The sequence below is a fragment of the Nocardia sp. NPDC051030 genome (assembly GCF_040683015.1).
GTDB lineage: Bacteria > Actinomycetota > Actinomycetes > Mycobacteriales > Mycobacteriaceae > Nocardia.
In genome coordinates this window covers 194,069-206,745 of record NZ_JBFBCD010000010.1, presented here as the reverse complement: position 1 = coordinate 206,745, position 12,677 = coordinate 194,069, and the positions used below count along the sequence as shown (strand labels likewise).

Here is a 12,677-nt window from a genome sequence, read left to right as displayed (position 1 = left end):
TATTCCATCGTATGTGCAGAGGTTTCGCCGCGGTGCTCAGGCATGAATACCCGCGCGGAATTTGGGGATTCTCATGCTGACCTTGGTGCCCGCGCCCGGGGCGGTGTCCACGACCAGGCCGTAGTCGTCGCCGAAGGCCGCGCGCAGGCGGTCGTCCACATTGGCCAGGCCGACGTGTGCGGATTCGCGGGAACCGGTTGGGCCGGAACCGGTTTGAATGGCGTCCAGGGCTCCGGAGCGCAGGAGTTCGGGATCGATTCCGACACCGTCGTCCTCGACGCTGATCACGCAGTCGGTGCCCTCGTCGGCGGCGACAATGCTCACCGTGCCGCCATTCGGCTTCCCGGCGAGGCCGTGCCGGACCGCGTTCTCGACCAGCGGTTGCAGGGCCAGGAAGGGGAGCACGACATTCAGGACCTCGGGGGCGATCTGCAGGCGGACCTGCAGGGCGTCGCCGAATCGGGCGCGTTCCAGGACCAGGTAGCGGTCGATGTTCTTCAACTCGTCGGCCAGCACCGTGAATTCGCCTGCGGTGCGGAAGGAATAGCGGGTGAAGTCGGCGAAATCGAGGATCAGCTCCCGTGCCCGCGTCGGATCGGTGCGGACGAACGAGGCGATCGTATTGAGGGCGTTGTAGATGAAATGCGGGCTGATCTGCGCGCGCAGCGCCCGTACCTCGGCGCGATCCAGGCGCGCCCGGGAGGCGTCGAGTTCCGCCAATTCGACCTGCCCGCAGGCGTATCGGGCCACCTCGGCGATCGCGCCGAGTTTGCCCGGATCGGGTTGTTCGGTGGTCACCGCGCCGAGCGCGCCGATGATCCCTCCGTATTCGGTGGCCAGAGGCTGGGCGATCAGGGTGCGGCCGCCGGTGCCGGGACCGGAGACCAGAACGGGCCGACCGGTCGCCACCGCGCGGCGGGCGGCGTCGGCGAAGACCTCCCGCAGTTCGTCATACGGGCCGTCCCACGCGAGGACCGTCGCCTCCGCATCGGCGAGCCCCAGGGCCTCCGCACCGGTGAGCGCCCGAAGATGCGGCGCGGCCTCCTCCGCCGATTCCGTGGTGAGCCCGCGGCGCAGCGGTCGCGCCGCCTGCGATGCGGTGTGCAGGGCCATGTGCACCGCCCGCTCGGCGGGAGTGGTCACGGTGCGCCGGGTGCGTGGCCACGCCAGCAGCGCACCGGCGATCAGCACACCCGAGAGAATGATCGCGACGGCCGTCATCGCACTCCGCAACCGCGCCGCAACCAAGTCATCGCTTGATTATCTATGGCCCGGTGTCCCAGTGACATTCACCACCGGATCGGCACCCGAAAAACGCGACACGCGAGGCCGCCACGCCGAGCGAGCACCTCGCCTCCGCGTGGCTTCGAAACCCGTCGGTGGGGACGCTTAGTATGTCTGCGTGTCAGCCTCGTCGGGATCATTCGTTCATCTCCATAACCACACCGAGTACTCGATGCTCGACGGCGCGGCGAAGATCACGCCCTTGTTCAAAGAGGCGACCAGGCTGGGCATGACCGCCGTCGGCATGTCCGACCACGGCAATATGTACGGCGCTTCGGAGTTCTACAACTCCGCCAAGAAACAGGGCATCAAGCCGATCATCGGCATCGAGGCCTACATCGCGCCGGAGTCCCGCTTCAATACCAAGCGTGTGCTCTGGGGCGACCCGTCGCAGAAGGGCGACGACGTCTCGGGTTCGGGTTCCTACACCCATATGACCATGGTCGCCGAGAACGCGACCGGTCTGCGCAACCTGTTCAAGCTCTCCAGCCTGGCCTCCATCGAGGGCCAGCTCGGCAAGTGGGCGCGCATGGACGCCGACATCATCGCCGAGTACGCCGAGGGCATCATCGCCACCACCGGCTGCCCCTCGGGCGAGGTGCAGACCCGCCTGCGCCTGGGCCACGAGCGCGAGGCCCTCGAGGCCGCCGCCAAATGGCAGGAGATCTTCGGTCCGGAGAACTTCTTCCTGGAGATCATGGACCACGGCCTGTCCATCGAGCGCCGGGTCCGCGAGGGCCTGCTCAATGTGGGCAAGCAGCTCGGCATTCCGCCGCTGGCCACCAATGACTGCCACTACGTGCACGAGTCCGATTCGGCCAATCACGAAGCGCTGCTGTGCATTCAGACCGGCAAGACGCTCTCGGATCCGACCCGCTTCAAATTCGACGGCTCCGGCTACTACCTCAAGTCCGCCGAGGAGATGCGCGCCATCTGGGACGCGGAGGTCCCCGGCGCATGCGACAACACGGTTCTCATCGGCGAACGCGTGCAGTCCTATGACGATGTCTGGGCGCACCGGGACCGCATGCCGGTCTTCCCGGTGCCCGAGGGCTACACCCAGGCAACCTGGCTCGAGCATGAGGTCATGGTCGGCCTGGACCGCCGTTTCCCGAGCGGCCCGCCCGCGGAATACGTCAGCCGGGCCAAGTACGAGCTCGGCGTCATCAATGAAATGGGCTTCCCCGCCTACTTCCTCGTCGTCGGTGACCTCATCACCTACGCCCGCTCGGTCGGCATCAATGTCGGCCCGGGCCGTGGTTCGGCGGCCGGTTCGCTGGTCGCCTACGCCATGGGCATTACGAATATCGACCCGATTCCGCACGGTCTGCTGTTCGAGCGCTTCCTGAACCCCGAGCGCGTGTCCATGCCCGATATCGATATCGACTTCGACGATCGCCGCCGCGGTGAAATGGTCCGCTACGCCACCGACAAGTGGGGCAGCGACCGCGTCGCCCAGGTGATCACCTTCGGTACGATTAAAACCAAAGCGGCACTGAAGGACTCGGCCCGCGTCCAGTTCGGCCAGCCCGGCTTCGCCATTGCCGATCAGATCTCCAAGGCGCTGCCGCCGCCGATCATGGCCAAGGACATTCCGCTGTCCGGCATCATGGATCCTGAGCATGAGCGGTACAAAGAGGCCGCCGAGGTCCGCGAGCTCATCAATACCAATCCGGACGTCAATAAGATCTACGAGACCGCGCGCGGCCTCGAGGGCCTGATCCGCAATGCGGGCGTGCACGCCTGCGCGGTCATCATGTCGTCCGAACCGCTCACCGACGCCATCCCGGTCTGGAAGCGCGCGCAGGACGGCGCGATCATCACCGGCTGGGACTACCCGTCGTGTGAGGCCATCGGCCTGTTGAAGATGGACTTCCTGGGCCTGCGCAACCTCACCGTCATCGGTGACGCGCTGGTCAATATCAAGGCCAACCGCGGCATCGAACTGGATCTCGACACCCTGCCGCTCGAGGATGTCCCCACCTACGAATTGCTCGCGCGCGGTGACACTCTCGGCGTCTTCCAGCTCGACGGTGGCGCCATGCGAGACCTGCTGCGCCGCATGATCCCCACCGGCTTCGAGGACATCGTCGCCGTGCTCGCGCTCTACCGCCCCGGCCCCATGGGCATGAACGCCCACAATGACTACGCCGACCGCAAGAACGGGCGGCAAGAGGTCAAACCCATCCATCCGGAGCTCGAGGAGCCCCTGAAGGAAATCCTGCGTGATACCTACGGCCTGATCGTGTATCAGGAGCAGATCATGCAGATCGCGCAGAAGGTGGCCGGGTACTCCCTCGGCCGAGCCGACATTCTGCGTCGCGCCATGGGTAAGAAGAAGGCCTCGATCCTGGAAGCCGAGTACGAGGGCTTCGAGGCGGGCATGGTGGAGAACGGTTTCTCCAAGCCCGCCGTGAAGGCGTTGTGGGACACCATTCTTCCGTTCGCCGGGTACGCGTTCAACAAGTCACATGCCGCGGGCTACGGCCTGGTGTCGTTCTGGACCGCGTACCTCAAGGCCAACTATCCGGCCGAGTACATGGCCGGTCTGCTCACCTCCGTCGGCGACGACAAGGACAAGGCCGCCATCTATCTGGCCGACTGCCGCCGCCTCGGCATCCAGGTGCTGCCGCCGGACGTGAACGAGTCGCAGATCGAATTCGCTTCCGTCGGTGGCGATATCCGCTTCGGCATGGGCGCGGTCCGCAATGTCGGTGCGAACGTGGTGTCCTCGATCATCGCGGCGCGCGAGGAGAAGTCGAAGTTCACCGACTTCTCCGACTACCTGAACAAGATCGACGCGGTGGCCTGTTCCAAGAAGGTCACCGAATCCCTCATCAAGGCAGGCGCTTTCGACTCGCTGGGTCATCCGCGCAAGGGCCTGCTGCTGGTGCACTCCGATGCCATCGACGCGGTCATGTCCACCAAGAAGGCCGAGGCCATCGGCCAGTTCGACCTCTTCGGTGGACTCGACGACGGTGATGACTCGATCGCCAGCGTCTTCAATGTGAAGGTCCCCGACGAGGAGTGGGAGTCCAAGCACAAGCTCGCCCTGGAGCGGGAAATGCTGGGCCTGTACGTATCCGGCCATCCGCTCAATGGCGTCGAGCATGTCCTTGCCGCGCAATCGGATACGAATATCCCGACCATCCTCGAAGGTGATATCAAGGACGGCTCGCAGGTCACCATCGGCGGCATCTTCGCCAGCGTCACCCGCCGCGTGAACAAGAACGGTCTGCCGTGGGCGTCCGCGCAGCTCGAGGACCTCACCGGCGGCATCGAGGTGCTGTTCTTCCCGCAGTCCTACTCGGTCTACGGCATGGACGTCACCGAGGACGCCATCGTGCTGGTGAAGGCCCGCGTCAATGCCCGCGACGATCGCATCTCGCTGATCGCCAATGACCTTGTGGTGCCGGACCTTTCGTCTATCGGCGTGGATCGGCCGCTGTCGGTGGTCATCCCCACCCGGCTCTGCACCCCGGACAAGATCAGCGCGCTGAAGCGGGTGCTGAGCAGCCATCCCGGCACCGCCGACGTACACATCCGGCATGTGGGTTCGCGTGAGCGCACCACGGTGCTCAAGGTGAACGACAACCTGCGGGTCTCGCACTCCTCGGCACTCATGGGCGACCTGAAGGCGCTGCTCGGTCCGGGCTGCCTGGCCTGAATTGCGATGGGCTACAACCAGGTCGGATCGCCGAACACCGCACCGCTGTCATCTACCTCCGCCGATTTGGCATAGAGGTAGGTGTACTGGCGGATGGTCACCGGCCCGGTGCACTGGTTCACGACGATGTGGAAATCGCGAATCACGATGCTCGCGGTGATATTGGGCGCGACATCCTTGTCGGCGACCGCGAGCTCTTTCACCTCACCGGGATTGAGGTTGATCGTGGCGATGAAGTTGGGATTGAACGTCACACTCGGTACCGGGGGTGTGCCCGCGCCAGGGAGGGTGACGGCCGGGTTGGGGTTGAAGCCGAGCGTGCCTGCGCCGATGTTCACCGCGCACCCGACGTGGTAGCCGACTTTCATTTGGCCGCCGGCTGTACCGTTGATTCGGCTGTAGGCAATGGTGCTCACCAACGCTTCCCGCGTGGTGCCCATTTGATTGAGCGGCGCGATCCGATTGACCAGCTCGCCCCGACTGCCCACGGTGAAACTGCCGAACAGGGATTCGTAGGTCTGTTCGTGCGCGGCGAGGGTGATGATGTCCGCCCGCGCCGAAGGCAGGCCGCCGCATAGTGCGGCCCCGACCGACAGCAATACCGCTCCGAACGGGTTCAACCGCATGCATCAACGGTAATAGAGGAATGGCATTACCCGGCCATATGACACGACCAACTGGTCGGAATTCAGGCGCGAACGGCTCCGACGATCCAGCGCAGCGCGGCAACGGTGGCCGCCGCCAGCACAGCGGTCTGCGAGGATCCGATGATCAGCAACAGCACCAGACCGGTCAATAGCGCTGCGACCAGCGCCTCGAGCTTGTATACCGGCCACGCCGTGCCCGCGATATCCACGGTCGCACCCCGGGACCGGGTGCGCACAGTCTGCGTAGGGTGAACCAAAGCCATCTGCTCAGGCTACGCGGCGACCTAAAGTTCGGTCAACCGAACTTTCTGTGACGTCCGGCCCGTCGGGAACACTCGAGGATCACATCCTGTTGACTCGATTCATGCCACTCATCGGAGAATATGAACCCAGCACGAGCGACTGGGCACGCGATCAGGCTGAGAAGTACGAGGAATCCAACGGGGCCGAGGCCACCACCATCAAGGGCAAGCCGATCGTCCTGCTGACCTCCCGCGGTGCCAAGACCGGCAAGCTCCGCAAGTCGGCGCTCATGCGCGTCGAGCATGATGGCACGTACGCGATCGTCGCCTCGCTGGGCGGATCCCCGAAGCATCCCGTCTGGTACTGGAATATCAAGGCCGACCCGCACGTGGAACTGCGCGACGGCGCGGAGGTCAAGGACTACACCGCCCGCGAAGTGACCGGCGAGGAAAAGGCCGTCTGGTGGGAGCGCGCCGTCGAGGCGTGGCCCGACTACGCCGTCTACCAGACCAAGACCGACCGCCAGATCCCCGTTTTCGTCCTCGACCCACTCTGATCGCCGATTCCCCACATCGAGTCGACCGACGAATGTGCCCCGATCACTTCATGATCGGGGCATTTTCATCACGCGGTCTTCCTTAGCTAGATATTTGCTCGCCATGCCCGGCGGAGCTGCGAATTCCGCGGGAGTTACTCCCGCCACGCCGCCGAACCGGACGATTCACGCCGTTATCGGCTCCGCTACGAGGACGTGACCGGCTCCCGGCTAGCATGTTCGGGTGTCTGATCCGCTTGTAGTCGCTGAGAAAGTGTCCGGTCCGCTGCCCGAATTGACGGCGGATGAGATCGATGCGGCCGCGAAGCGAATTTCCGACATTATCGAGCCGACGCCGTTGCAGCGGAATGCGCGGTTGTCGGCACTGACCGGGGCCGAGGTCTACCTCAAGCGCGAGGACCTCACCGCCGTGCGCAGCTACAAGCTGCGCGGCGCGTACAACCTCATGGTCCAGCTGACCGACACCGAGCGCGCCGCCGGCGTGGTCGCCGCCAGCGCCGGAAATCACGCCCAGGGTGTGGCTTTCGCGTGCAAGGCGATGGGTGTCATCGGCCGCATCTACGTGCCGACCACCACCCCCAAGCAGAAGCGCGACCGAATCCGCGTGCACGGCGGGGAATTCGTGGAGTTGATCGCCATCGGCGACACCTACGATGCCGCCGCCGCGGCGGCCGCCGAGGATGTGCGCCTGACCGGCGCGACCATGGTCCCGCCCTTCGACGATCCGCGCACCGCGGCCGGGCAGGGCACCATTGCCGCCGAATTCCTCGAACAGCTCGGCCGCACACCGGATCTCGTGGTGGTGCCGGTCGGCGGCGGTGGCTGCCTGGCCGGTATCGGCACCTATCTGCGTGAGCGTTCCCCGCACACCGCGCTCCTCGGCGTGGAGCCCTCGGGTGCCGCCTCCATGACGGCCGCCTTGGTCGCGGGCGGCCCGGTGACGCTGCCGGAGATCGATCCGTTCGTGGACGGCGCGGCCGTGCGCCGCATCGGCGGGGTGCCCTATCAGGCGGTGTCGCGCTTCGGCGGAGGAGTGCGCTCGCACGCCTCGCTGCCTTTACTGACCACCACCGAATCCGGCCGGGGCGCAAGCTCTTTCCGCATGATGCATGTGGACGAGGGCGCGATCTGCACCACCATGCTGGAGCTGTACCAGAGCGAGGGCATTGTCGCGGAACCGGCGGGCGCGCTGTCGGTGGCGGCGCTGCGCGAGATCGGCGTCGAACCGGGTTCGACCGTGGTCTGCATTCTCTCCGGCGGCAATAATGACGTCTCCCGCTACGGCGAGGTCATCGAGCGCTCGCTGGTGCATCAGGGCCTGAAACACTATTTCCTGGTGGACTTCCCGCAGGAGCCCGGCGCACTGCGCCGCTTCCTGGACGAGGTCCTCGGCCCGGACGACGACATCACCCTGTTCGAGTACGTCAAGCGCAATAATCGCGAGACGGGCGCGGCACTGGTGGGCATCGAACTGGGTTCGCCGGACGGCCTCGAATCACTGGTCAAGCGCATGGACGAATCGCCGATCCAGGGCGAACGGCTGGAGCCGGGCACCCCGGCCTACCGCTACCTCACCTGATCGAATCAATCGAATGAGGAAGGCCCCGAGTCGAATTCGGCTCGGGGCCTTCTGCGTACCGGCCCACCCGAACCGGTGGGGGAAGCTCCCCGGTCCGAGTGGCGGCCACGCGATCCCCCCTCACGGCGGGATCGCGAGTCTGGGTGTTCAGCGCCCGAAGCGCAGCAGGTATCCCGCCCCGGTGGTGTGAATGAGCTGCGGGGTGCCGAGTTTGCGATCCACCCGCGAGACCACGTCGTCGATGGTGGCCTGCGATGGCTTCTCACCGCAGTAGTCGGCGAATTCGGTGTAGGTGACCGGCTTTCCGACATGCGCGAGCAGCAGCTCCAGCGCGCAGTACTCCCGCGCCGACATGGTGAGCAGGATGCCGCCGCGCTGCACCCTGCGCCGCAGCCGATCCACCACCAGATCGCCGACGGTGACGACCGGCAACTGCGGTGCGGGCCGGGGCGCGCACAGTGCCCGCACCCGGGCGGCGAGCTCCCCGAGCGAGAACGGTTTGGCCAGATAGTCGTCCGCCCCGCCCGCGAAGCCCTCCGAGCGATCCATCGGACTGTCCCGGGCGGTAATGATCAGCGCGGGCGTCCGATATCCCGATCGCCGTTGTTGCCGAACCAGATCCAGCCCGTCCCCATCGGGCAGACCGCGATCCACGACCAGGCAGTCATAGGGATGGGTGCCGCAGTACCGGCAGGCGTCGGCGAGATTGCGGGTCAGATCGACGGTGAACCCGGCGTCCCGCAGGCCGGTGGCGACCTGTTCCCCCAAGACGTCATCGTCTTCGCACACCAGCACCCACACGCTGCGGGTGCTCACTCCATCGTCGGGCATGGCACCCACGGTGCCATGTCGATCGTGAACGATTCATGAGCATCGCGTACTGGTCGTTCGGTGTTAACGACGGTTGCGATAAGTGCGTAGGTGCGCGGAGTTAACGGGAACGCGCACCTCAACCGATACGAGTCGAGTAGTTCACTACGCATGAACCCAGAGATCCAGGGCGGGAGGATCCCATTCATGAAAAGGCTCATCGTGTGCTGTGACGGCACCTGGAAGGCCGAGTCCAGCAGCACCGTATCGAACATTGTGAAGATCGCGCAGACGGTGCGACTGACGGGGGCGGACCGGGAGGGGAAGTCCGTCGGTCAGCGCGTCTATTACGTCTCCGGGCCGGGCGCCCGCGGATTCATGTCCGATCGCCTGCTGGGCGGTGCGTTCGGATTGGGTCTCGAGGCGAATTTGTCCGCCGCCTATTGGCAGCTGGCGCTGAACTGGGAACCCGGCGATGAAATCTTCATCTTCGGTTTCAGCCGCGGCGCGTACACCGCGCGCAGTCTGGCGGGCATGATCAGCCGACTCGGCATCCTCACCTACACGGCCATGATCGACGGGAAGTATCCGGAGGCGCTGAAGATCTATCAGACGCGCAAGCCGCATCCGGACGCTCCCGATCCGCCCGAATGGGAGGAATTCCGCAGGGTCCATTGCTATCCCGATCCGGTGAAGATCCACTTCCTGGGCGTCTTCGACACCGTGGGGGCCATGGGCATTCCGGGTGTCACCTCGTGGCGGCATCGCTTCCATGACGTGCGGCTGTCCAGCATCGTGCATTGCGCACGCCAAGCGCTGGCCATCGATGAACGTCGCCGCGCGTTCGAGCCCTGCCTGTGGAATGTGCCGGTCGAGATCCAGCAGAAGTACCGGCGCACCGACCGGGTGAAGCAGGTCTGGTTCGAGGGCGCGCACAGCGATATCGGCGGCGGTTACAGCGATTGCGGCCTGTCCGATATCACCCTGCGCTGGATGATCGCCGAGGCCGAGGCCGAGGGTCTGGCCTTCGACCACGACCGGCTGGAAACGCTGCTGGACCGTTGCCGCACCGACGCCACCACTCTGCACGACTCGCTGAGCATGGGCTTCCGCGTTCTGAACTTCGTGCGCCTGCTGCGCAGTCCGCGCAGCCACCGTTTCTATTGGGATTCCTGGCGCAAGTTGCTCCAGCCGCACGACCAGAGCAGCTACTTGGCGTCGACGGTCGCGGACCGCAAGGACTACAACCCCGCCAATCTGCGCCGCTGGGTCGAATCCCGCACCGGCCCGATGCCGCCGGCGTTGATCGAACTCGTGACGCCGCGTGTGGCCCCGCGGCCACCCACGCCCGCCACCCACGCGATCTTCGTTCCCCTCCCGGATCCGGTGTCGTCCGCATCCGTCGGCGGAATCACGGTCGATGGCGAGGGCGGGGAGGACGACGAATCCGCGGCCTAGCTGTGTAGCGCCGTCAGCGCACCAGCAGTGCGACTGGCAGGCGGGCGAAGAGCTTCTCCAGGCGGGCGCGGCCGGAGAAGGTGTGGCCGGTGAGGCGGTCGGTCCAATGTCCTTGCGGGAGATCGAGAACCGTGTCCGCCCAGCCGCCCGCCTCGTCCAGACGAATGCTGTGGCGGGTGACGGCGACGATCACCTCGGGGGTTTCGCCATTGCGGCCGCGCGCGTAGGAGATCAGGTGGTTGGAGTGGTCGCCCGAGGCGAACAGCGGCGTGTAGGTGCCGCCCACGAAGCATTCGGGGCGCTCGCGGCGCAGCCATAGCGCGTAGGCCACGATCCACATCTTCACCGCGCCCGACGGGTCGAGATCCGGTGTGCCGGTGAGCGATTGCAGCAATAGCGAGCGATGCGTGAAATCGACCGGGCGGCGATTGTCCGGATCGACGAGGGAGTCCTCCCAGAGCTCGCAGCCCTGGTAGATATCGGGGATGCCCGGGCCACACAATTGCAGCAGCTTCTGCGCCAGCGAGTCGGACCAGGCATGCGAGGCGAGATCGGTGACGAACTCACCCAATTCGGCTCCCACCGGGCCGTCGATGACCGCGTCGATCCACCGGTGCACCGAGGTCTCGAACTCGATATCGGGTTCCTCCCAGGAGGATTGGGTCCCGGCCTCGCGAACGGCCTTCTCCGCGAACTGATGTACGCGCTCCCGGAACCCGGGAACGGCACTGGCCGGGCGCCCGTCGGCGGGCCAGATGCCATACATGTTCTGCAACAAGAAGAGTGTGGTGGTGCCGTCCGGTCCGGGCGCGATGTCATTCCACGCCGTGACGCCGCGCGCCCAGATATCGGGCACCTGCGAGAGCATGCCGATACGGGCGCGCACATCCTCGCCGCGCTTGGTGTCGTGGGTGGACAGCGCGGTCATGGTGGCGGGCCAGCGGGCGGCGCGTTCGGCATTGGCGAGATGGAATTCGATGAGCGAGCAGCCGAATCGGGCCGGATCCGCGCCCATCTCCTGCAGGGAGACCAGGCGGGCGGCGCGGTAGAACATGGTGTCTTCCACGGCCTTCGCCGTGATCGCCCCGCCGACCTGATGGAAGCGGGTGGCGGCCTCGCCATTCACGCCGAGCGCGGTCACCAGCACCTGCAGCGGCGCGGTGAGTTCGCTATTGCGCCTTGCCACTTCGGCCACCACGGCCCCGACCATGCCCGCCAGCGGCGCGTAGTCGGTGCGGTACACCGGCATGAACGAGAGCACCTCGATGACGGCATTGGTGACCGCCATGGTGTCGAAGGCGTCGGCGCGGGCATCGCGTTTGATGGCGGCGACCAGGCGGCGCACCTCCGGTACCAGCATGGTCTCGGCGACCGCGCGTTTGATGCGGTGCTCATGCTCGGTGAACCAGGCGCGGTCGCTGCCGTGGCCGGTGAACTGGCGGGAGAGTTCGGTGAGCTGCTTCTCGCCCTCCGGATCGATGAGCACGCCGCCGATATCGGCGAGCGAGTCGTATCCGGTGGTGCCGTCGATGGGGAGGGTGGCGTCCAGGGGCTCGCGATTGGAGAGCACCTTCTCGATCAGCAGCAGCCGGTTCGGGCCGATCAGCTTGCGCAGGCGGGCCAGATATTCGGCGGGCTTGGCCAGGCCGTCCGGGTGATCCACGCGCACACCGTCGATGAGGTCGTGCTCACACCAGGCGGCCAGCTCGCGATGGGTGGCCTCGAAGACCGCGGGCACTTCCTGCCGCAGCGCGGCCAGACCGCCGACGGTGAAGTAGCGGCGGTACCCGCACAGCCCGGACTTCCAGTTGACCAGGCGATAGTGCTGCTTATCGTGAATGCGCAGCGCGTTCTCGCCATCGGTGCCGGGCGCGATGGGGAAGCGCATATCGTGCAGCGCCAGCATGGGTTCCGGGCCGCTGCGGTCGACGGTGAGCGCGGCCGGATCGTTCTCATTGGCCAGCACCGGCAGGGCGATGCGCCCGCCCGCGCCATTGCCCGGGCTGAAGTCGATATCGAAGAACTTGGCGTACTGCGATTCCTTGCCGACCCGCAGCACATCCCACCACCACGGGTTCTGCCGGGGATCGGCCACGCCCACGTGATTGGGGACCAGGTCCACGATGAGGCCCATGCCGCGGCTGCGCACCTCGTCGGCGAGCGCCTTGAAGCCGCCCGGGCCGCCCAGCGCCGCCGCGACGGTGGTGGGGTCGGTGATGTCGTAGCCGTGCGTGGAGCCGCGGGTCGCGGTCAGGACCGGCGACAGGTACAGGTGTGAGATACCCAGTTGCTGCAGGTATTCGGCGATGCCCCGGGCATCGGCGAAGGTCAGCGCGTCGGGTCGCAGTTGCAGCCGGTAGGTGCTGCGCACGGCCGTCTGCCGGGCAATCGGTCCGGTGATGTGTTCGAGCGAGCTGGTCATGGCGGTATCGA

The 12,677-nt window shown here is 66.0% G+C and carries 9 protein-coding genes; 4 read left to right on the top strand and 5 right to left on the bottom strand.

All coding sequences use genetic code 11. The annotated features are described in order from the left end of the window. Positions 1-36: 36 nt before the first annotated feature. Positions 37-1,221 (bottom strand): histidine kinase, encoded by a 1,185-nt coding sequence (locus AB0N05_RS31295; protein WP_364700516.1) that lies wholly within the window; start codon positions 1,219-1,221, stop codon positions 37-39. Positions 1,222-1,402: 181 nt separating this feature from the next. On the opposite strand from AB0N05_RS31295, the gene dnaE reads away from it, so the two are divergent. Next, positions 1,403-4,951: a DNA polymerase III subunit alpha gene (gene dnaE, locus AB0N05_RS31290; RefSeq protein ID WP_364700514.1), complete on the top strand. Its 3,549-nt coding sequence runs from the start codon at positions 1,403-1,405 to the stop codon at positions 4,949-4,951. Between the two features lie 11 nt (positions 4,952-4,962). Here the strand turns inward: dnaE and AB0N05_RS31285 are convergent, their stop codons facing one another. Beyond that, positions 4,963-5,577 carry an MspA family porin gene (locus AB0N05_RS31285; RefSeq protein ID WP_364700512.1) on the bottom strand — a complete coding sequence of 205 codons (615 nt, stop codon included), beginning with the start codon at positions 5,575-5,577 and terminating at the stop codon, positions 4,963-4,965. Between the two features lie 62 nt (positions 5,578-5,639). Then, positions 5,640-5,861, bottom strand: a complete 222-nt coding sequence (locus tag AB0N05_RS31280; protein WP_364700510.1) for a hypothetical protein — start codon at positions 5,859-5,861, stop codon at positions 5,640-5,642. Positions 5,862-5,962: 101 nt separating this feature from the next. On the opposite strand from AB0N05_RS31280, the gene AB0N05_RS31275 reads away from it, so the two are divergent. Further along, on the top strand, positions 5,963-6,397 hold the full coding sequence (locus AB0N05_RS31275) for a nitroreductase family deazaflavin-dependent oxidoreductase (RefSeq protein ID WP_364700508.1): 435 nt from the start codon (positions 5,963-5,965) through the stop codon (positions 6,395-6,397). 223 nt (positions 6,398-6,620) lie between these two features. Next, on the top strand, positions 6,621-7,976 hold the full coding sequence (gene ilvA, locus AB0N05_RS31270) for a threonine ammonia-lyase IlvA (RefSeq protein WP_364700506.1): 1,356 nt from the start codon (positions 6,621-6,623) through the stop codon (positions 7,974-7,976). A 147-nt stretch (positions 7,977-8,123) separates the two neighbouring features. On the opposite strand, the gene AB0N05_RS31265 is transcribed toward ilvA, so the two are convergent. Further along, positions 8,124-8,807 carry a response regulator transcription factor gene (locus AB0N05_RS31265; protein ID WP_364700504.1) on the bottom strand — a complete coding sequence of 228 codons (684 nt, stop codon included), beginning with the start codon at positions 8,805-8,807 and terminating at the stop codon, positions 8,124-8,126. Between the two features lie 186 nt (positions 8,808-8,993). Here AB0N05_RS31265 and AB0N05_RS31260 point away from each other — a divergent pair, with 186 nt between their 5' ends. Beyond that, positions 8,994-10,244 (top strand): DUF2235 domain-containing protein, encoded by a 1,251-nt coding sequence (locus tag AB0N05_RS31260; RefSeq protein ID WP_364700502.1) that lies wholly within the window; start codon positions 8,994-8,996, stop codon positions 10,242-10,244. A gap of 13 nt (positions 10,245-10,257) precedes the next feature. Here AB0N05_RS31260 and treY read toward each other — a convergent pair whose 3' ends face one another. Continuing rightward, the gene (gene treY, locus AB0N05_RS31255; protein ID WP_364700500.1) at positions 10,258-12,666 is read right to left on the bottom strand and encodes a malto-oligosyltrehalose synthase; all 2,409 of its coding nucleotides are present in this window, start codon (positions 12,664-12,666) and stop codon (positions 10,258-10,260) included. Positions 12,667-12,677 lie beyond the last annotated feature (11 nt).